Source organism: Deferrisoma camini S3R1 (assembly GCF_000526155.1).
In the GTDB taxonomy this organism is placed as follows: Bacteria; Desulfobacterota; Deferrisomatia; order Deferrisomatales; family Deferrisomataceae; genus Deferrisoma; species Deferrisoma camini.
Genome location: NZ_JAFN01000001.1, coordinates 2,335,114 through 2,354,261 on the forward strand (window position 1 = coordinate 2,335,114; position 19,148 = coordinate 2,354,261).

At 73.2% G+C, this 19,148-nt stretch carries 15 protein-coding genes and 1 pseudogene; 9 read left to right on the forward strand and 7 right to left on the reverse strand.

Annotated elements, in window-relative coordinates:
• Positions 1 to 95 precede the first annotated feature (95 nt).
• The 5 genes from DEFCA_RS19455 to DEFCA_RS20660 all read left to right on the forward strand — a co-directional run bounded on the left by DEFCA_RS19455 (position 96) and on the right by DEFCA_RS20660 (position 8,062).
• Positions 96 to 1,472, forward strand: coding sequence for a HEAT repeat domain-containing protein (locus tag DEFCA_RS19455; RefSeq protein WP_025322924.1), 1,377 nt, complete (start codon positions 96 to 98; stop codon positions 1,470 to 1,472).
• On the forward strand, positions 1,430 to 2,110 hold the full coding sequence (locus DEFCA_RS0110220; RefSeq protein ID WP_025322925.1) for a CPBP family intramembrane glutamic endopeptidase: 681 nt from the start codon (positions 1,430 to 1,432) through the stop codon (positions 2,108 to 2,110). The genes DEFCA_RS19455 and DEFCA_RS0110220 overlap by 43 nt, the downstream gene beginning before the upstream one ends.
• A gap of 376 nt (positions 2,111 to 2,486) precedes the next feature.
• The gene (locus DEFCA_RS0110225) at positions 2,487 to 3,563 is read left to right on the forward strand and encodes an AI-2E family transporter (protein WP_025322926.1); all 1,077 of its coding nucleotides are present in this window, start codon (positions 2,487 to 2,489) and stop codon (positions 3,561 to 3,563) included.
• Complete coding sequence (locus DEFCA_RS0110230; protein ID WP_025322927.1) at positions 3,563 to 4,261, forward strand: hypothetical protein; 699 nt, start codon at positions 3,563 to 3,565, stop codon at positions 4,259 to 4,261. The genes DEFCA_RS0110225 and DEFCA_RS0110230 overlap by 1 nt, the downstream gene beginning before the upstream one ends.
• Positions 4,262 to 4,663: 402 nt before the next feature.
• Positions 4,664 to 8,062, forward strand: coding sequence for a hybrid sensor histidine kinase/response regulator (locus DEFCA_RS20660; protein ID WP_025322928.1), 3,399 nt, complete (start codon positions 4,664 to 4,666; stop codon positions 8,060 to 8,062).
• 331 nt (positions 8,063 to 8,393) lie between these two features.
• On the opposite strand, the gene DEFCA_RS0110240 is transcribed toward DEFCA_RS20660, so the two are convergent.
• On the reverse strand, positions 8,394 to 8,939 hold the full coding sequence (locus DEFCA_RS0110240; protein WP_025322929.1) for a hypothetical protein: 546 nt from the start codon (positions 8,937 to 8,939) through the stop codon (positions 8,394 to 8,396).
• 22 nt (positions 8,940 to 8,961) lie between these two features.
• Positions 8,962 to 9,732, reverse strand: a pseudogene (locus tag DEFCA_RS0110245) (alpha/beta fold hydrolase).
• Here DEFCA_RS0110245 and DEFCA_RS0110255 point away from each other — a divergent pair.
• The 3 genes from DEFCA_RS0110255 to DEFCA_RS20665 are packed head-to-tail and all read left to right on the forward strand — an operon-like array spanning position 9,731 to position 13,275.
• Complete coding sequence (locus DEFCA_RS0110255) at positions 9,731 to 10,351, forward strand: TlpA family protein disulfide reductase (RefSeq protein WP_084319073.1); 621 nt, start codon at positions 9,731 to 9,733, stop codon at positions 10,349 to 10,351. The pseudogene DEFCA_RS0110245 and the gene DEFCA_RS0110255 overlap by 2 nt on opposite strands.
• Before the next feature lie 33 nt (positions 10,352 to 10,384).
• The gene (locus DEFCA_RS0110260) at positions 10,385 to 11,446 is read left to right on the forward strand and encodes a type IV pilus twitching motility protein PilT (RefSeq protein WP_025322933.1); all 1,062 of its coding nucleotides are present in this window, start codon (positions 10,385 to 10,387) and stop codon (positions 11,444 to 11,446) included.
• Positions 11,443 to 13,275 carry a DUF4388 domain-containing protein gene (locus DEFCA_RS20665; RefSeq protein ID WP_025322934.1) on the forward strand — a complete coding sequence of 611 codons (1,833 nt, stop codon included), beginning with the start codon at positions 11,443 to 11,445 and terminating at the stop codon, positions 13,273 to 13,275. Before DEFCA_RS0110260 ends, DEFCA_RS20665 begins: the two co-directional genes overlap by 4 nt.
• Positions 13,276 to 13,609: 334 nt before the next feature.
• On the opposite strand, the gene DEFCA_RS0110270 is transcribed toward DEFCA_RS20665, so the two are convergent.
• Positions 13,610 to 15,259: a GspE/PulE family protein gene (locus DEFCA_RS0110270; RefSeq protein WP_025322935.1), complete on the reverse strand. Its 1,650-nt coding sequence runs from the start codon at positions 15,257 to 15,259 to the stop codon at positions 13,610 to 13,612.
• A 134-nt stretch (positions 15,260 to 15,393) separates the two neighbouring features.
• Between DEFCA_RS0110270 and DEFCA_RS0110275 the strand changes: the two genes are divergently transcribed.
• Complete coding sequence (locus DEFCA_RS0110275; RefSeq protein WP_169709542.1) at positions 15,394 to 15,759, forward strand: response regulator; 366 nt, start codon at positions 15,394 to 15,396, stop codon at positions 15,757 to 15,759.
• Here the strand turns inward: DEFCA_RS0110275 and DEFCA_RS0110280 are convergent.
• The 4 genes from DEFCA_RS0110280 to DEFCA_RS0110295 all read right to left on the reverse strand — a co-directional run bounded on the left by DEFCA_RS0110280 (position 15,756) and on the right by DEFCA_RS0110295 (position 19,096).
• Positions 15,756 to 16,604 carry a 1,4-dihydroxy-6-naphthoate synthase gene (locus tag DEFCA_RS0110280; RefSeq protein WP_025322937.1) on the reverse strand — a complete coding sequence of 283 codons (849 nt, stop codon included), beginning with the start codon at positions 16,602 to 16,604 and terminating at the stop codon, positions 15,756 to 15,758. The genes DEFCA_RS0110275 and DEFCA_RS0110280 overlap by 4 nt on opposite strands.
• Before the next feature lie 89 nt (positions 16,605 to 16,693).
• Positions 16,694 to 17,722 carry a helix-turn-helix domain-containing protein gene (locus DEFCA_RS0110285; RefSeq protein WP_025322938.1) on the reverse strand — a complete coding sequence of 343 codons (1,029 nt, stop codon included), beginning with the start codon at positions 17,720 to 17,722 and terminating at the stop codon, positions 16,694 to 16,696.
• 61 nt (positions 17,723 to 17,783) lie between these two features.
• Positions 17,784 to 18,332 carry a hypothetical protein gene (locus DEFCA_RS0110290; RefSeq protein WP_025322939.1) on the reverse strand — a complete coding sequence of 183 codons (549 nt, stop codon included), beginning with the start codon at positions 18,330 to 18,332 and terminating at the stop codon, positions 17,784 to 17,786.
• Complete coding sequence (locus DEFCA_RS0110295; RefSeq protein WP_029733893.1) at positions 18,329 to 19,096, reverse strand: slipin family protein; 768 nt, start codon at positions 19,094 to 19,096, stop codon at positions 18,329 to 18,331. Before DEFCA_RS0110295 ends, DEFCA_RS0110290 begins: the two co-directional genes overlap by 4 nt.
• Positions 19,097 to 19,148: the final 52 nt, after the last annotated feature.

Below are 19,148 nucleotides of genomic sequence, written 5' to 3' on the forward strand. Positions count from 1 at the left end.
CGCCAGGTGCCCCCCGGCCGGGCTTGGAGTTGCCGCCGACGGCGTATTAGACTCCAGGCACCGAAGGCTTCGCCAACCCCCACGAAAGGACGCGCATGTTCCGCACGTTGCGAGGCCCCGGGGTCGTTCTGCTGGTCGGCGCCGCCGCCGGCGCCGTGCTGGGCGCGGCCCGGACCCGGGAGGCGGCCCTCCACCTGCTGGCCAAGAACCGGGCGCTCCTGGACGCGGGCGTTCCCGCCCTGCCGGGCCCGGGGCACCTGGGCACCCTGGGCTCCTGGGCCCCGGCCGGCGCGGGTGCGGTGTTCTTCGGCCTGAGCCTGGGGCTGGGCGGCGCGGCGCTCCTGGCCCTTCTGGCGGCGGCCCTCGGTCTTGCGCCCGGACGGGCCGGGAGGCTCCTCCCCTGGGCCACGGCCCTGGTTCCCCTGGGGCTGGGGTTTTGGGGGCGGGACTGGGGCCTTGCCGCGGCGGCCGAGCCCGCGGCCCTGGCCGCTGCGGCGTGGGCCGCGGGCCGGGCGGGCCGGGGGGTGCCGGCCCTTCGCCTGGCGTGCGCCGGCCTGGCGATGGTCGGCCTCCTGCCTTGGGCCCGGGCCCCGGAAGGGCCGTTCACCCGGTTCCGGGATCGGGTGCTCCTGGCCCGGCAGACCGGACCGGCGCTTGCCCTGGACACCTTCTATTACCGCTGGACCCTGTACCCGGCCGAGGCCCTCAAACCCCTGGCCGCCCGCAGCCAGCCCACGGTCTGGGCGGACCCGGCCGCCGGGGACCGGGCCGCGCTGTGCGGGGCCGCGGCCCGGGTCGGGTTGTGGTGCGTGGACGATCCCTCCGGCGCGGACGTGCGGATCGAGCCGGGCCCCCGGCTGGTCCACGGCCCGGCCGAGGCCCCGTGGGCCGGCCCCCCCCAGGCCCGCCGGCGGGCGTGGAACGATCTGTCGGCCCGGGCCGACCGGGCCCGACCCCTTCGGAGGGTCACGGCGGTGTCGCTCTTCTACGGGTGCCCGCTGGTGTTGGCGGGCCTGCTTTCCGGCTTGGCTGTCTGGCTGGGGGCCTGGATGCCCCACCCGGGCCATCGGAAGGCGGCGGCCCTGGTGTGCGCCGGGTTTCTGGGAGGGCTCGTGGCAGCGGTGGCGATGCAGCCTCCGTGGCTCGTGCGGGTCCGACGGGACCTGGCGGACTCACCCACCCCCGAGGCCGGCCGGGTGGAGGCCGCCCTTCGCGCCCGCCGCCCGGTGGAGAGGTTCTATGGGGCTCGGGCGGCCGGCCGACTGGGCGAGGGGTGGGAGCCCGCCCTGGAGGCGGCCCTGGCCGATCCGGTGATCAACGTCCGCTACGCGGCGGCCCAGGCCCTGGGCCGCGTCGCAAGCCCCCGCGCCCGGGAGGTGCTTCGGGCGGTGCTGGAGGGCCCGGCGGATTGGTACGTGAAGGAGCGTGCGTGGGCCGGGCTCCGGAGGTCCGGGTGGCGGCCCGGGAGGTGACCGTTGCCGAGGCCGCCCTGGTCGTGGCCGTTTGGGCAGCGGCCGAGACGGCCCTCAGCCGGCTCGTGCCCAGGCCGGGATCGGCGGCGGCTGCCCTGATCTGGACCGGCGCGATCCGGCTCGTCGAGACCGGAGGTCTCGCCCTGTGGTGGCGCGCCCGCCGCTTCGCCCCGGGCTCCCTGGGGCTCACCGGCCGGCACGCCCGGCAAGGGCTGCGGATCGGGCTGTGGGTGGCCGCCGGGTTCGGGGCCGTGGTCCTCGGCACCGAGCTCCTGGCCCGGATGATGGTCGGCCGGGGCTGGCTCGCGGCGGTCACGGGCCCGGCCCGGCCTTTGGACGAGACCCTGTGGCTGGTGGCGGTGGGGGCCGTGGTGGCCCCGGCGTTCGAGGAGCTCCTGTTCCGGGGCGTGGTCTACCGGGCCGTTCGCGTGCGGTGGGGGGTGACGGTCGGGGTGGCGGCGTCGACCACGCTGTTCGGCCTGGCCCACCTGGCCACGGCCTCCATCCCCTGGACCCAGATGGTGGGAGGAGCGGTGTTCTGCCTGGTGTACGAGGTATCGGGAAGCCTGTGGGCCCCCTATACGGTGCACGCCCTGGGGAACGGCTGCCTGTTCCTGCTCCCCTTTGTGCTTCGATGACGGGGAGGCGACGATCGCCCCGACGAGCAGACCGTAGGGGTCGGGGTGCCGGTTCGTTGGTGGCGGGGGCATGGGGCCTGCTTCCGGCCGGGCGCGAGTGCAGCATCCGATCGCCGCGCCTTCGCATGCCGTTGCCGGAGCCGCTTGTTCGGGCAGCGACAGCGGAGGGGCCTGGAATTCGACAAAGCTACGGATGTTCGGAGGGCGCGGCGAGCCAATGAGCCGCGCCCGGCTCTCCAGCAGGCCCCATGCCCCCCGTGGTCTTGGCGTCGGCGCTCAGGAGCCGCCTGCCCGCCTAGCCGCCCAGCGGGCCGGGGGCCCCGGCCAACGACCAACGACTGACGACCAGAAACCGAAGTCACAAGGAGCAACCCTGATGATCCGGGAGCGCATCGGCCTGACCGTGTGGGGCCTGGCCGCGGTGGCGGCGGGCCTGTGGTTGTTGGCCCGCCTGGAGGCCGTGGTGGTGCCGCTGCTCCTGGGCTGGTTCATCGCCTACGCCCTGGACCCCGTGCTCGACCGGCTGGAGACCTGGCGGATCCCCCGGGCGGTCGGGATCTTCCTGCTTCTCTCCGGAGCGTTCCTGCTCGCGTTCCTGTCGGTGGTGGTGGTGATCCCGGCCTTCGTCGAGCAGGTGAGGGGCGCCGCCGGAGCCCTGCCCGGCTACCTGGAGGCCACCCGGGGCTCCTGGCTTCCGCGCATCGAAGGTCTGCTGGGCCGCCCGTTGCCCGTGGACCCTGCGGCGAGCCTCGCGGAGATCCTGAAGGCCGTGGGTGCGAACCTGCCGGACCTGGGAAGCCGGGCCGCGGCCCTGGCCGGGGCGGTGGCCGCGAACCTGTGGCGGCTGCTGGGCACCCTGCTGGGCCTGGCCCTGATCCCCGTGTTCGCGTTCTACCTGCTGCTCGACTTCAACGGCCTCGGGGAGCGGGTGGTGGGCCTGCTGCCGCCCCGCCACCAGGGGCTGGCGAACCGGATCCTGTCGCGGGCCGACGAGGCGCTGGGCGCGTTCGTGCGCGGCCAGATCACGGTGTGCGCCTCGCTGGCCCTGGTGTACTCGGTGGGGCTCGGCTTCACCGGCATCGACATGCCGTGGGTGGTGGGGACCCTGGCCGGCGTGCTGTTCCTGGTCCCGTACCTCGGCACCCTGGTCGGACTCGTGCTCGCCACCCTGCTGGCCCTGCTCAAGTTCCACGACCTGGCCCACGTGCTTGCCGTGTGGGGGGTGTTCGCGGCGGGGCAGGCCCTGGAGGGGTTCGTGCTGACCCCCCGGCTGGTGGGGAACCGGGTGGGGCTGCACCCGGTGGCGGTCATCGTGGCCATCCTGGCCGGGGGGGAGCTGTTCGGAGCCGTGGGGGTTTTGCTCGCCGTGCCCTCGGCGGCCGTGCTCCGGGTGACGCTGGCCGAACTGCTGGCGCTCTACCGGACGTCGGCGTGGTACCGGGAGGAGGCCTGATGCTCCCCGTGGCCGCGCTGTTCCCCCACCTTCGGCTCCGGGCCCCGGCCCTGGCCCGTCGCCTGGACGGCATCACCGGCCTCGAGCGGGCCGGCGAGGTCCTGCGGATCCGGGTGCCCGCCGGGGGCTGGGCCCACCAGGAGCTCCTGAAGTGCCTGCCGGAGCTCCGAGCCCGGGCACGGGAGCTGTTCGGGCCCTCCACCGGGGTCGAACTCGCCGAGGGCCCGCCCGATCCCGAGCGCCTCCCGTTTCCGGTGCTCTCGTCCAAGCACTGGAACCTCGTGGCCTTCTGGGCGTGGAACGGTACCCGCTGGGCCTGCGCGGCCGTGCCCAAGCCCGAGTACCGGAAGGCGCTGGAGGGCGGATCGCCCCCCGAGCCCCGGTTCCTGCGGCAGGGACCGCTCCCGCCCGGGGGCCCCGCAGAGGTCCTTCCGGACCTCCTGGAAGACCTCGCCCGCAAGGCCCAGGCCGACCGGTCCTACGCCCACCTGGTGATCCCCTTCCCCGGGGACACCGTGGCCCGGGACCTGGAAACCGCCCTCTACACGGCCAAGGATTGGGGAACCCCCCGGGTGCCTGGCCCCGTGCTCCAGAAGTACGTGGGCCGCATTCACTGCACCGACCCGGCCCGCCCCCCCTTGGGCGTTCGGATGGCCCAGGGGCTGCTTCCCTGTAACTTCGGGCCTTCGGCCCGCTAGGCGGCTGGGCGGCTAGGCCGCTAGGCGGCTCCTGAGCGCCGACGCCAAGACCTCGGGGGGCATGGGGCCTGCTGGAGCGCCGGGCGCGGCTCCTTGGCTCGCCGCGCCCCCCGAACATCCGTAGCTTTGTCGAATTCCAGGGCCCTCCGCTGTCGCCGCCCGAACAGGCTGCTTCGGCAACGGCATGCGAAGGCGCGGCGATCGGATGCCGCACTCGCGCCCGGCCGGAAGCAGGCCCCATGCCCCGCCGCCGGCAATGAGCACCGGACCAATGAAAGTTACCCTCCCTACTGCCGGGCCCCGCAGGGGCCGGCGCGCCCCATGGCGGGGCCACCGGTAAAGTTTCGGCCCTCCCCGCCGAAAAGGGGAGAAATATCGTGTTCTGTTTGCGGAGGCTCCGCATTGCTGTTCATCCGGGTTCTCGTCGCCGTCGCAGCCGTCATCCTGGCCCCCCAGCCCGCACGGTCCCAGCCCAACCGCCGGGTCGTGGTGCTCCACTCGTACCACCAGGGGCTCTCCTGGGTGGACGCGATCAACGCGGGGTTGACGGACGTGTTCGGACGCGCCGACCCCACCCTGGCCCTGCGGTTCGAGTACCTGGACACCAAGGCCCATACCGGGTCGGACTACCTCGAGCTCCAGGCCCGGCTCCTGGCCCGCAAGTACCGGCGGATCCCCCCCGCCCTGGTCGTCGCGTGCGACAACAACGCCTTGGACTTCGTACGGGAGCACCGCGACCGGGTGTTCGGCAGGGTCCCGATCGTGTTCTGCGGGGTCAACAACTTCTCCGAGGCCATGGTCCGGGGGCTCGATCCGGTGACCGGCGTGGCCGAGGCGGTCAGCTTCCGGGAGAACCTGGAGCTGATCCGACGGCTCTACCCGGATCTCGGCCGGATCGTGGTGTACGGAGCCGAAACCACCACCTTCCGGGCGAACCGCGAGCGGATGGTGGCGGCGGCCCGGGCCCTGGGCATGGAGGGCCTCCTGGAGTTCCGGGGCGGGCTGTCCGTGGGCGAGGCCCGGGAGGACATCGGCGCGCTTTCCGCGGGCGCGGTGGCCGTGCTCATCGAGACCCTGCGAACCGACCGGGGCGTGGCCCTGGGGTTCGGTGAGGCGTGCCGCCGGCTGCGGGAGGCCTCGAAGGTGCCGATCCACAGCTTCTGGGACACGTTCTTCGGATACGGCATCGTGGGGGGGAAACTCGTGAGCGGCGCCGACCAGGGCCGTGCGGCGGCGCGACTGGCCCTGCGGGTGCTTGCAGGTGCCGATGCCGGCAGCCTGCCCGTGGTGCGGGAGGGATCGAACCCCTGGATGTTCGACTACCGGGAGCTCGTGCGGTTCGGCATCGACCCCGGCCTGCTCCCGCCGGGAAGCCACGTGCGGTTCCAGCCCCCCGGGCTGTGGGAGCGGTACGGCAAAGTGCTGGGCCCCGGCCTCGGGGTGTTCGGCCTGCTGGGGCTGCTGGCTCTGTTCCAGGCTGCGGACGCCGCCCGCCAGCGCCGGGCGAAGCGGGCCATCCGCCGGGCACGGGACTTCCTCCAGACGGTCATCGACGGGGTGGCCGAGCCGATCCTGGTCATCGGCCCGGACTACCGGGTCAAGCTCCGGAACCGGGCGGCCCGGAAGGCCTCGGGCCTTCCACAGGCGGAAACGTGCCACGGCCTGTCCCACGGCAGCGACACCCCATGCACGGGAGAGCACCACCCCTGCCCGCTGGCACAGGTGCGGCAGACCGGCGAGGCCGTCACGGTCACCCACGTTCACAAGGGCCCGGCCGGCGAGCCCCGCCAGGTCGAGATCCTGGCATCCCCCCTGCGGGACGCCGAGGGACGGGTCACCGGCATCGTGGAGACCGTGCGGGACGTGACCGATCGCGTCCGGGCGTTCGACCAGGTGCGCCGGGCCAAGGAGGAGTGGGAGAAGACCTTCGACGCCGTGCCCGACCTGATCGCCCTCATCGGGCCCGACCGCCGCATCCGGCGGGTCAACCGGGCCCTGGCCGAGCGGCTGGGGGTCGAGCCCCGGAACCTAGTGGGCCGGCGTTGCTTCGAGGTGTTCCACGGCACCGCCGAGCCGCACCCCCAGTGCCCCCACGCCCGATCCCTCGAAGGGGGGAGGCCGCGGGTCGCCGAGGTCCACGAGCCCCACCTGCGCGGCCACTTCTTCGTCTCCACCTCGGCCCTGCCCGGCCCGGACGGCCGGAACCTCGGCTGCGTGCACGTGGCCCGGGACATCACCGATCTCAAACGCGCCCAACACGCCCTCGAAGCGGAACGGCACCGGCTGAGGGTCACCCTGGAGAGCATCGGGGACGGGGTGATCGCCACGGATCCCCAGGGCCGGGTGACCCTGCTGAACCCCACCGCCGAGCAACTGACCGGATGGTCCGAGGGCGAGGCCCTGGGCCGGCCCCTGGCCGAGGTGTTCCGGATCGTCAACGAGACGACCCGGCACCCCGCAACCAACCCGGTGGACGAGGTGATCGCCACGGGCCGGGTGGTGGGCCTGGCGAACCACACCATTCTCATCGGCCGGGACGGCACGGAACGCGCCATCGCCGACAGCGCGGCGCCCATCCGGGACGACGAGGGGCAGGTGGTGGGCGTGGTCCTGGTGTTCCGGGACGTGACCGAGGAGCGCCAAAGGGAGGCCGAACGGGCTCGGGCCCAGCACCTGGAGTCGCTGGGGGTGCTGGCGGGCGGCATCGCCCACGACTTCAACAACCTGCTGATGGGCATCTCGGCCAACCTGGAGGCGGCCCGCCGGAAGGTGGCCCCCAACGACCCGGCCTACACCCGGCTCTCCCAGGCCGAGGCCGCCTGTTTCCGGGCCACCCACCTCACCCGCCAGCTCCTCACCTTCGCCCGGGGCGGCGACCCCGTGCGCCGCAGGGTCGACCTGGCCGAGCACCTGGAGGAGTGGGCCTCGTTCCCCCTGCGGGGTTCCAACGTGGCCCTGGACCTCCACCTGCCCGCCGGCCTCTGGCCCCTGGAGGCCGACCCCGGCCAGCTCGAGCAGGTGATCACCAACCTGGTCCTGAACGCCCGTCAGGCCATGCCCCGCGGCGGCGCCGTCCGGGTGTCGGCCCGAAACCGGGAGATCGGGCCGGGCGACCACCCCGGCCTGGAGCCGGGCCGCTACCTGGAGATCGAGGTCGCCGACACCGGCATCGGCATCCCGGACGAACACCTGCCGAAGATCTTCGACCCCTACTTCACGACCAAACAGGCCGGCAGCGGGTTGGGCCTCGCCACGGCCCATTCCATCGTCCGGCGACACGGAGGGGCCGTGTCGGTGGAGTCGCGCCTGGGCGAAGGCACCCGGATCCGGATCCTGTTGCCGGCCGCGGCGGCGGGGGAGCCCCCCCGAGCCTCCCATGCCGGTCCGGAGACGCGCGGCGTCGCCGCCCCACCGGCACGTCGCCGGATCCTGGTCATGGACGACGAGACGATCATCCGCGACGTGGTGATGGAGGTGTTGGACGACATGGGGTACGAGCCCGAGGTGGCGGGGGACGGCCGGGAGGCGGTGGAACGCTACCGGGCCGCCCAGGAGGCCGGGGCACCCTTCGACCTGGTGATCCTCGACCTCACCGTGCCGGACGGCATGGGCGGGCTTGATGCCCTGGAGGAGCTGCGTCGGATCGATCCGGGGGTGAGGGCGGTCGCCTCCAGCGGGTACGCCTCGGACCCCGTCCTGGCCGAGCCCCGGCGCTACGGGTTCGCCGCCTCCGTGGCCAAGCCCTACCGGCTGGCCGAGCTGTCGCGGGTGATCGAGACGGTGCTCGCGACGCGGGAGTAACCTTTGCTGGGAGGCTAAAAGCCCTTTTGTCACCCCACGTGCAGCTCACACCCCCATGGTGTGCCCCCCTTCCTGGGCCACGGCGGGGGGCCTGCTGATACCAAGTTGCATTCAAAGCTATGGGCCCCCTGCTCAGAGGGGCAAAGGGACCTGCCGGAGAGCCGGGCGCGGCCGTGTCAGGGCCCAGAATTCAGAGGACAGTGGACAGAAGAATCGCAGGAGCGGTTTTCCCTGTCTCCTGTCCACCGAGCCCTGACTCCTGAAAGGCAGGTCCCTTGCCCCGCCCCCGGATACGTATCCGATGGATGGCAACTTGGTATGAAGCGTGGGGTCAGTGGCCCTCCCCCGCCTCCGGGAACACCCGCTCCGCCAACGCGTCGAGGCTGTGGCGCTCCTGGAACGCCTCCTTGGCGCCTTCGAAGTCGTAGGCCTCGGCCCGTTCCAGGAGCTCCTCGGCCCGGTCGCGCACCTGCTCCGCCTCCAGCCGCCGCACCTCGTCCCACGCGAGCTCGGCTACCCAGGCGGGCTCGAGGTCCTCGTCCAGGAACCCCACCCGGACCCGCTCCTGCCGGGCCAGGGACCCCAGCAAGCCGAGGTCCGACGGATCGGCAGGGTCCAGGTACACCTCGCCCACCAGGTCCCCGGCACCCGACGCCTCGCACCGCACCAGCCAGCACACCACGGGGCCGTGGGCCGTGGCCTCCACGACCCACCCGGTCTCCACCGGGGCACGGGCGGCCCGCAGGGCCTCGGCCACGTCGCGGCGGGTCTTGACGAGCACCACCACCTCCTCGCCGGAGCCCAGGTCCAGGTTCACCGCGACCACGGCGAACGGTTGTTCCGCGAGGAAGCGTCGGACCTCTTCGTCCACATGCATCGAGACACCTCGGAGAAAGCGGTTATGGGCCTCCGGCCCGCGAGCCGGGATCCAGCGACTCCACGAACCCCCGGAGGATCGCACCGAACTCGTCGGCCCGGCCCAGGCACAGGATGTGGTCGGCCCCTTCCAACACGCGCAGGCAGGCCCGGGGCAGGCCCCGGACCAGGGCGCGGGCGTGGGCCGGCGGGGCCAGCCAGTCCCGCGAGCCGGCCACCACCAGGCTCGGCATGCGAAGCCCCGGGAGCCCCGGCTCAAGGTCGGCGCGAATCAGGTCGATGTACAACGCTCGCATGGTGGGCCGATGGGCCTTCCGGACCATGTCCTTCACCACCGGCCGGGCCCACCCCGGCCCGTGGTGCCGGCCGAAGGCCAGGAGCACCGAGGCCTGGAACGCCTCCATGGCCAGGCGGCGGCCGATGCCGGCGAACGCCAGGCCGGCCCACCGCCGCAGCCCCCGGGCCCAGTGGGCCGAGGTGCAACACAGCCCGAGGCCCGCCACCCCGTCCGGGTGCTGGAGCGCGGCGGTCAGGGCCAGGGTGCCGCCCATGGAGTACCCCAGGAGCACCACGGGCCCCGACCCGAAGCGCTGCCGGATGCGGGCCCACAGCTACCGGGCGTACGCATCGATCCGGCGCTGGGCCGCGGGCAACGGGGGCTCCGCCCCGAACCCGGGCAGGTCCGGGGCCCAAACCCGGCCTACATCTTGCAGAACCGGCACCTGGAGGTTCCACATCCGGTGATCCACACCCAGGCCGTGGATCAGCACGATCGGGAGGTTACGGACGGCCATGACCGCTACCCCGTGGAAAACGAGACGAAATCGACGCGCCCGTCTGCTCCTGGCCCTCCTCTGGATCGCCACCCTGGGGTCCGCCGGCCCGGCCGCTGCTGCGCCTTCCTCCACGGACGGCACGGTTCGGGTGGGGGATATGGCGCCCGAGTTCGGGCTGACCGCCTTCGACGGCTCCCCCTTGCGGCTCTCCGACTACCTGGGCAAGGGCCGACCGGTCCTGATCGTATTCTGGAGCTACTTCTGCTTTCCGTGCCAGCGGGAGATGCCCCTGGTGGCCGAGATGGCCCGCAACCTGTCCGACCGGGTCCAGGTCGTGGGCATCTGCCTCGACGGGCCCGAGTACGACGGGAAGATCCTGCCCTACGTCGAGTCGAACCGTATCACATTCCCCAACGCCTACGACAGGCAGACGGACGACTTCTTCGAGGTGGCCGCGAGCTACGGCGTGGTGGGCACCCCCACGTTCTACCTGGTCGACCCGGCCGGCCGGGTGCGGTTCATCCACCTGGGGCGGCTTCCGATCGACGTGCTGGAGAAGGTGATCGCCTCGGCCCGGGACCCGAGCTTCTGCGCCGAGATCCTTCCGCCCCAGGCCCAGAAGGCCCCCTCCCCTTGACTCGTTCCGCGGCTTTGCCCTACCGTCCGGCCCATGCCGCGGATCGACGCCCTTCTCCGACACCTGGTTGATCTCGGGGGATCCGACCTCCACCTGAGCGCGGGGGCCCCCCCGGTGTTCCGGGTGAACGGGCGGCTGCAGAAGGCGCGGCACCCGCCCCTGGATCCGGCCGAGGTGGAGGACCTCCTCTACGAGATCCTGTCGGACCCGGAGATCGCCCGGCTCGAGGCCGACGGCGACCTGGACTTCGCCTACGGGGCCGAGGGGATCGGCCGGTTTCGGGGGAACGCGTTCGTCCACCGTAAGGGGTACGGCGCCGCGTTTCGATGGATCCCCGCCTCGCCCCCCGACCTGGAACAGCTGGGGCATCCCCCCGTGGTGGCCGAGCTCGCCCTGGCCCAGAAGGGCCTCGTGGTGGTCACCGGCCCCACCGGCAGCGGCAAGTCCACCACCCTGGCCGCGATGATCCACCGCCGCAACCAGGAGCGCGCCGACCACATCATCACCCTGGAGGACCCGCTGGAGTTCCTCCACGAGGACGGCCGGTGCCTGATCCACCAGCGGGAGGTGGGCCGACACGCCTCGTCGTTCGCGGCCGGCCTTCGGGCGGCGCTTCGGGAGGATCCCGACGTGCTGCTGGTGGGCGAGATGCGCGACACCGAGACCATCGCCATGGCGCTCACCGCGGCCGAGACGGGCATGCTGGTGCTGGGCACCCTCCACACCCAGAGCGCGGCCAAGACCGTGGACCGGATCATCGACGCGTTTCCGGCGGGACAACAGGACCAGGTGAGGGCCATGCTGGCCGAGAGCCTCCGGGGGGTGGTGGCCCAGGTGCTCCTGCGCCGGGCCGACGGTCGGGGCCGGGTTGCGGGGCTGGAGATCCTGGTGAACGTTCCGGCCGTGGGCCACCTGATCCGCGAGGGCAAGACCTTCCAGATCCCTTCGGTGATCCAGACGGGCCGCAAGCAGGGCATGCAGCTGTTGGACCAGCACCTCCTGGAGCTGGTGAACACCAAGACGATCACGCCGGAGGAGGCCCTGCGCCATGCCCAGAACCGGGCCCTGTTCGAACGGATGATCGCGGCGCCATGAGCCCCGCCCCCCGCCCCCGTCTGGGAGACATCCTGCTCCGGGCCGGTCTCGTGACCTCGTCGGCCCTGGAGCGCGCCCTGGACCGGCAGCAGGTCCAGCCCGGCCGCCTGGGCAGCCATCTGCTGGAGCTGGGCGCCGTCAAGGAGGAGGATCTGGCCAAGGCGCTGTCGATCCAGCACCGGGTTCCGCCGTTCCTGCCCTCCCTGTGCCCCGACGACCCCGGGGCCACGGCCCGGATCTCCGAGGAGCTGGCCCGGCGACGGCGGGCCGTGCCCGTGGCGTGGGACGCCGAGCGCGGAGTGCTCCAGGTGGCCATGGCCGATCCCCAGGACCTGGAGGCCCTGGACGAGCTGCGGTTCGCCTCGGGCGCCCGGAGGGTGGTGCCCTTGGTGGCTCCGGAACACGTGGTGGAACGGGAGATCGCCCGGCGGTATCGGGGCGTGGAGCCGGAGCCCCTGGGCGGGGTCCCGCTGACCGGAGGGGGCGAGGCCTCCCCTTTGCTGGAGCCCCGCCGGGACGCGAGGCGCAAGGCCCTGGTGGCCGACCCCTCGCCCCGCAGGGCCCGGGCCGTGGGGGCCTTGCTCGAGGCGCACGGGTTCCGGGTGACCCGGGCGGGCTCGGCCGCGGAGGCCTCGGAGCTCGGACGGCGGGGCGGGTGGGACGAGGTGTGGGTCCACAGCGACTGGCGCGACGCGGTGCCGGGCCGGGCCCGCGTGTACTCGGACCCGGTGGCGGAATGGGCCGAGAGCCTCGGGCCGGCGGACGCGTTCGCCCGGGAGGCCGAGCAACTGGCCCGAGAGGCGGTGCCGGCCGAGCGCCGGCCACGGGCCGAGGAAACCGTGGCCCTGGTGCGGCTCCTGGCCGCGCGGAGCGGGATCGGGGGCTGGGAGGCCCGATGGCTGATGCTGCGCACCTGGCGCGCCGCCGCACGGGCCTGGGACCTGCCCGGGGAGGAGCCCGTCCCCCCCGGCATCGGCCTGGCCCGGGCCGCCGTGGCGTTCGCCCGGGCGGTGGAGGAGACGGGGTCCCCGCGGGAGGCCGTGACCCGGCTCGGGCGGATCCCGGGGCTCGACCCCGACGCGGTCACCGCGGTGACCCGGTTCGTGTCGGGGGCCGACCTGCTGGCCACCCTGGGGGGAGCGCCCCGGGCGCTCGCCCTGTTCCCCGCCGAAGGCGGCCCCGAGCCCATCCTCCGGGCCCTGCAGGCGGCCGGGTGGGAGGTGGTCCGGGGTGAGGGGCCGCAGGACACCGAGGGGTTCCAGGTGGTTCTCGTGCCCGTCCGGCCCGGGGTGGAGTGGATCGAGGCAGGGGCCCTGCCCCCCACGACCCCCGTGTTCGTGGTGGGCGAGCTCGCCCACCCGGCGGACATGCTCTACGCCCTGCGCGCCGGCGCCGAGGACGTGATCGACCCGTCGGCTCACCCGGAGGTGGTGGTGGCCAAGCTGGAGCGGGCCGCGGCCCGTCAGCGGCCGGCCGGCCAGGGCGTGGAGGGGAGCCTCTCGGACCTGACCGTGGCGGAGGTGGTCCAGGTGCTGGCCCACGGGCTGCGCACGGCGGTGGTCCGCATCGAAGGAACGGACGGATCGGGGGAGATCGCCCTGGAGCAGGGCCGCATCGTGGACGCCCGGGCGGGCGACCTGGTGGGCGAGGAGGCCGTGTACGCCATGGTGGCCTGGGAAGAAGGGCGGTTCCGGATCACCCCCGGCATCGACCCCGACCGGCCCCGCACGGTGCAGGGGGCGGACACCGAGGGCCTGCTGATGGAGGGGTTCCGCCGGCTCGACGAGTCCAGGCGGCCGCAGGGGCCTGAGGGGCCTTCGGCCCGCTAGGAGGCTGGGCAGCTAGGCGGCGGGGCGGCCCCAGAGCCATCACCAAAGCCCCGGGGGGCATGGGGCCTGCTGGAGCGCCGCGTGCGGCTCCTCTGTTCGCCGCGCAGCGCCTCCAACGCTCGTACCGTGCAACCGATCATTCCCGACCGGGCTGCCATGAAATCGCGTCCGGTGCCCCGTGCCTGCGCGGCGAATCTCAACGCCCGGCTTCGCGCGCGGCCGGAAGCAGGCCCCATGCCCGCCGCCGGCAACGGCCCCGGGCCAACGCAAGTTACCCTTCCTCGTTGCCCGACCCCACAGGGGCCGGGGGTTGGCCGAGGGTCGATCCCCGCTCCTACATCACGTCCCACATCTCCGCCAGGCTCACCTCCCCTGCGGCCACGGCCGCGGCCACCTGTTCCGCCAGGCCCGGGCGGACCCGGGCGGCCACGTCGTCCACCCTCCCCTCGCCCCACGATACCCGGTACAGCGCGTCGCGCACCCCCGCGTCCACGGGCAGCACCTCGAAGAACGCCCGGCGTCCCGTCACCCCTTTCCCCCCGCACCGATCGCACCCGTCCCCCTCCTGGAACAGGGGGAGGTCGCCCGGGAGCCACCGGTGGAGCGCCTCGCGCTCGGCCGTTCCCAGGGAGCACTCCACCCGGCAGCCGGGACACAGCAGGGGTACCAGCCGCTGGTGCACCACGGCCCGGAGCCCGAACAGGGGCAGGTCGCGGGCCCGCGCGGCCAGGTCGGCCAACGCCTCGGCCAGGCTCGCCTCGGGTGAGGCGGCCAGCACCCATCGTCCCCTCACGGCCAGGGAGAGCAGGGGGCCCAGGCCGCCCGGGCCGATCCGGTCCACCACGATGCGGCTGAACTCCAGATGGCGCAACTCGGCCAGCACCTGGCGCCGGCCGGCCGGGGTAAGGTTGAGCGTCTCCACCTGGAGCACCTCGGGCGCCCGGTAGAACACCTCGTCCTCGATCGTGACCGTCCGGCCCCGGCCCGGGATCTCGGCCAGCAGGGCGAACAGGGTGCTGGCCGCCCCCTCCTCCGAGGGGCTCGTGACCCACACCAGCCCCGGCCGCTCGAGCGCCGCCCGCAGCTCCCGCTGCTGGGCCGATCGGAGCCCCAGGGCCTCCAGGCTGCGCGGGGGTCCCTCGGGCAGCACCAGGCGGGCCTGGGCCTCCTCGCCGCCCACCCCCCTCAGGATCGACAACCGAAACAGGCGAGCCTCGGCCGGATCGACCCCGAAGGTGAACCGACCCCGCTGGAGCACCCCCCGCACCCGGGAGTCGAGCCCGGCGAGCTGGCGAAGCCGATCCACGAGAATCGTATGCCAAGTGGCCCCCCCGCGAAACAGCACCCCTCCCTCCAGGTCCTCGGCCCGAAGCTCCCCCTCCACCAGCCGCAGATGGAGCCCGCCCCGCCCCTCGGCGACCACCGCCTCGAGCAGCCGGCGCAACAGGGCGGTGCCCGTGGGGTCGGAGAGCACCTCGTCCTCGCACCCCTCGCACACCCCCACCTCCCGGACCCCCGTGTCCATGGGGCCGCCCGGGCCGTGGAGCCGCTCCAAGGCCTCCTCGATCTCCTCCCGCAGGGCGGCCACCACCCGCAGCGGCATCCCCAGCCGGCGCTCCAGGTCGGCCAGCGCGGCCCGATCGGAGGGATCGGCCGCCGCCACCACCAGGGGCGCGCCGGCCTCCTCCTCTTCCGGGATCCGGTACAGGGGCAGCACCCCATAGCGGCGGCACAGGTCCGGGGGCACCAGGGCCAGGGCGTCCGGGTCCAAGGCCGCGGGATCCGGATGGACCAGCGGCAGGTCCATCTGCTCGGCCAGGGCCCACCGCACCGCCTGCTCGTCCAGGAGCCCTTGTTCCAACAGGACCTCTCCGAGCGGCCGGCCGGTGGCCTTCTGGGTCTCCAGGGCCCGCTCCAGATCGGCCCGCTCCAGCAGGCCCCGCTCCACCAGGAGCTCCCCGAGCCGTTGCTGCGGACGGGACATTTCTCTCCTCCTGGGCATCAATTTCACCCTTTGGGGGGATGCGTCCCCTTCCCGACGGTGGTAGCGTTCCCCCGCTGTTTGGGGAATCGGCGAACGGGAGGGGGACCATGGGGGCAAACGGGGAACGTCCGACGGTGTTACTGATCGACACCGACCCGGACATTCTGAACCTCTTGGACTACGTGTTCCGCAGCGAGGGGTTCGGCACGATCTGCTGCACCGATCCGGGTGAGGCGGTCCGGCATGTGCTCCAAGGGGGGGTGGACTGCGCGGTGGTGGACCTGCACCACGCACGCACGCCGGAGAGCCTGGGGTTCCTGTCGGCGGTGCGGTCGTCGCCCCTGGCGAAGGGGGTCCCGGTGCTCGTCACCTCGGCGACCCTGAATGCGGAAACCGTCAAGCAAGCCCTCACGCTCGGGGCCCGGAGGTTCATTCCGAAGCCGTTCTATCCTTCGGAGATCCTGAGCGAGGTCCGGGCCGCCGTAAGCCAGGCGGCCTAAGCTCCCGGAAGCTCTTCCGGGGGGAAGAGCGGCCCTTCCCACCGGGGAAAGGTTTCCCCCACCTTTCCCCGGTGGAGCAGGGTTCTGACGGCCCGGCACCCTTCCTCCCCCAAATCCAGGCTGAACCGGTTCACGTACAGCTCGATGTGGCGGCGCATCACCGCCTCGTCCATCTCCTGGGCGTGGGCCCGCACGTATGCCATGGGCTCGTCCGGTCGTTCCAGGGCGTAGGCCACGCTTCGCCGCAGCACCCGCTGCACCCGGCCCGGGTCTACCCCGGCGTCGCGCCGCAGGACGATCCCTCCCAACGGCACCGGCACCCGGAACCGCTCCTCCCACCACGCCCCCAGGTCCTCGACCCCCACCAAACCGAACCGCTCGAAGGTGAACCGGCCCTCGTGGATCACCACCCCGCAGGTCACCTCGCCCCGGGCCACCGCCGGCATGACCTCGTGGAACACCATGGGCACCGCCTCCACGGCCCGGCCCGCGCGCAGCTCCAGCAGCCGGTAGGCGGTGGTCCGGAGCCCGGGCACGGCCACCGGTCCCGCCAGCAATTCGTCCAGGGGCCGCGGCTCCCGGGCCACTACCAGGGGGCCGCATCCCCAGCCCAGGGCGCCCCCCGACCGTAGGCACCAGTAGCGGGCCGCCAACTCCCCGACCACGCCGTAGCTCACCTTCGACATGGGGAGCCGGCCGTCCAGGGCCCAGGCGTTCAGGGTCTCCACGTCCTCGAGCACCGGCTCGAACCGCAGGCCCTCGGTGTCCACCCGGCCGTGGACCAGGGCGTAGAACAGGAACGTGTCGTTGGGGCAGGGGGAAAGGCCGAGACGGATCACGGACATGGGGCACCGTTGGGAGGAGGTCACACCGAGTTGCGTTCAAACCGAGAGTTCTCGTCGGGCGAGGCAAGGACCTCGAATGTAACTTGGTATCAGAAGAGCTTGAGCTGCTCTCGGCCGCCGTCCCTCTTCCGGGCCCGGCGGCGGGGCCGCCTCTCCCGGGGCGGGGCGGCGGGGGCCGGCTCCGGCCTGGAGGCCACGAACCCGGCCTCCAGGTCGCGGATCATCGCGTCCAGGGCCGGGTCCCGGCGACGGCGCTCCTCGGTGCGGCGCACGGACATGTGCACCGAGGTGTAGTCGAGGCCGAACGCCCGGCCGATGTCCCGAAGGGTGAGGCCCGTGTACCGGCGGGCGAGATACAGGGCGACCTTGCGGGCCAACACCCGTTGGTACTTGCCCCGGACCACCTGCTCGGGGGTGAGCCCGGTGTACTCGGCCACCCGACCGATCACGGCGTCCAGGTCGGCCACCGGATCGGGCCGGCCGAACCCGGCTGCCTCCCGCAGATCCCGGCCCTCCACCAGCTCCCGCACCCGGTCCCGCAGGCCCTCGCCCCCCAGCACCACCTGCTTCCATACCCGGTCCCAGGGAGGGGGCGACGGCCGCCGGGTCTCGCGTTCGAGGAGCGCCTGGTACGCCTCCGTTCCGCCGGCGAGCGCCAGGACGCGATCCGTGGTGACCGGCCCAGGGTCCCCGTTCAGGTACGCCCCCGCGCTGGACGGCCCGTAGGCCCCGGGCGCGGCCGCGAGCCCCTTGCGCACGGGGTTCAGGTGGACGTGGACCGACAACGGCACCAGCCACTCGTCCGGGTCGACCAACACCGCCCGGTAGCGGCCCCGCAAAACGGGGCCGTCCCCCCGCCTGCGGGCGGCCACGAACCCGTTCCACCGATGGATCGCCTGGGAGAGGTTCGCCCGGGGGGTCTCCACCAGCAGGTGGTAGTGGTCCGGCAGCAGGCAGTAGGCGTGTACCCGCACCCCGTAGGCGTCCACCAGGTCCGGGAGCCGGGCGGCCAGCGCCAGGGCGTCGTCCTCGGACCGGAACAGCTTCCGCCGGGGCAGGGCCTTTCCGGTCACCAGATGGACGGCCCCCGGGAACTCCACGCGAAGCGGTCGTGCCATGGCACCTCCGGGGCAAGGGGGAACTCGAGGCGGGATTCCTACCAGCCCCGGCCCCCTGGGTTCAAGGCCCAAGGCCCTGGCGCAGCATCCGATCGAGGGGAATCCGCCCCTGGGGCCATCCCGTCTCCCTGCGGTACAGCCCGTCCACCGCGTCGGCGAGCAGGGCCAGGCGCTCCTCCTCGAGCACCATGGTGCCGGGGACGTCCGCGCCGGCCAGGCCCTGGAAGTTCTCGGGGCAGTGGTGGAGGACGGCCCGCCCCGCCTCCCGGCGGAGCAGGAGCAGGCCGTGGGTGCGGCACACCACGGGCCGGTGAGCGTAGCTCAGACAGATTCCGGCGTGGAGCAGCGGGCACCCGGACGATCCCGCGCCCAGGTTGCGCCGCACCACGTCCCGGGCCGCCCGGGGGAGCTCCCGGGCCCCCTCCCACAGGTAGGCGGCCTCCACCGGCCGCAGGCGCAGCACCTGCCCGCAGCACGCGTCGCACCCCGGCCGGCACCCCACGGCATCCCCCAAGACGCGCACCACCCGGTCCCAGAACGCCTCGATCTTGGAGTGCAGGGTCAGCAGCGCCCGACGCGCCTCGCCCGAAGGGCGGGGGGGAAGGCTCACCGCTCCTCCGCCGCCCGATCGGCAAAGGCCTTCAGGAGGTCCACCGGCAGGGGGAACACCACGGTCTTGGCGCCGCTGGAGGCGCTGACCTCGAGCAGAGTCTGGAGGAACCGCAGCTGGATCGCCGTGGGCTCCGTCCCGATGGTGCGGGCCGCGGCCGTGAGCTTCTCGGCGGCCTGGAACTCGCCCTCGGCCGCGATGATCTTGGCGCGCCGCTCCCGCTCGGCCTCGGCCTGGCGGGCCATGGCCCGCTGCATCTCGGTGGGCAGGTCGATGTGCTTGAGCTCCACGGTCGAGACCTTCACCCCCCAGGGATCGGTGTGCCGGTCCAGGATCTCCTGGAGCTTCTGGTTGATCTTCTCCCGGTGGGACAGGAGCTCGTCCATCTGGGCCTCCCCCGACACGCTCCGGAGCGTGGTCTGTGCGAGCTGGCTCGTGGCGTACAGGTAGTCCTCCACCTCCACGATCGCCCTCATCGGATCGATGACCCGGAAGTACACCACCGCGTTCACCTTGACCGACACGTTGTCGGCCGTGATCACGTCCTGGGCAGGCACGTCGTGGGCCACGGTGCGCAGGCTCACCTTGACCATCCGGTCCACGAACGGGATGAGCAGAATGAGCCCCGGCCCTTTCACCCCGATGGCTCGGCCGAGCCGGAAGACCACGGCCCGCTCGTACTCCCGAAGGATCCGGATGGCCGAGACCAGGAAAACCAGCAGCACGAGGATGAACACCGGAAGGAACAAAAGGATGCTGGGCATGGCGACTCCTCCTCCGTCATCTGGGCAGCCGAAACGCGGCGCCCGGGTTCTG

Excerpts from the sequence above, each read along its gene's own strand:
- DEFCA_RS0110280 (WP_025322937.1), bottom strand. The coding sequence starts at position 16,604 with ATGTCCGTGATCCGTCTCGGCCTTTCCCCCTGCCCCAACGACACGTTC.
- DEFCA_RS0110255 (WP_084319073.1), top strand. The coding sequence starts at position 9,731 with ATGACCGCTACCCCGTGGAAAACGAGACGAAATCGACGCGCCCGTCTG.
- DEFCA_RS0110230 (WP_025322927.1), top strand. The coding sequence starts at position 3,563 with ATGCTCCCCGTGGCCGCGCTGTTCCCCCACCTTCGGCTCCGGGCCCCG.
- DEFCA_RS0110295 (WP_029733893.1), bottom strand. The coding sequence starts at position 19,096 with ATGCCCAGCATCCTTTTGTTCCTTCCGGTGTTCATCCTCGTGCTGCTG.
- DEFCA_RS0110270 (WP_025322935.1), bottom strand. The coding sequence starts at position 15,259 with ATGTCCCGTCCGCAGCAACGGCTCGGGGAGCTCCTGGTGGAGCGGGGC.
- DEFCA_RS0110240 (WP_025322929.1), bottom strand. The coding sequence starts at position 8,939 with ATGCATGTGGACGAAGAGGTCCGACGCTTCCTCGCGGAACAACCGTTC.
- DEFCA_RS0110285 (WP_025322938.1), bottom strand. The coding sequence starts at position 17,722 with ATGGCACGACCGCTTCGCGTGGAGTTCCCGGGGGCCGTCCATCTGGTG.
- DEFCA_RS0110225 (WP_025322926.1), top strand. The coding sequence starts at position 2,487 with ATGATCCGGGAGCGCATCGGCCTGACCGTGTGGGGCCTGGCCGCGGTG.
- DEFCA_RS0110260 (WP_025322933.1), top strand. The coding sequence starts at position 10,385 with ATGCCGCGGATCGACGCCCTTCTCCGACACCTGGTTGATCTCGGGGGA.
- DEFCA_RS20665 (WP_025322934.1), top strand. The coding sequence starts at position 11,443 with ATGAGCCCCGCCCCCCGCCCCCGTCTGGGAGACATCCTGCTCCGGGCC.
- DEFCA_RS19455 (WP_025322924.1), top strand. The coding sequence starts at position 96 with ATGTTCCGCACGTTGCGAGGCCCCGGGGTCGTTCTGCTGGTCGGCGCC.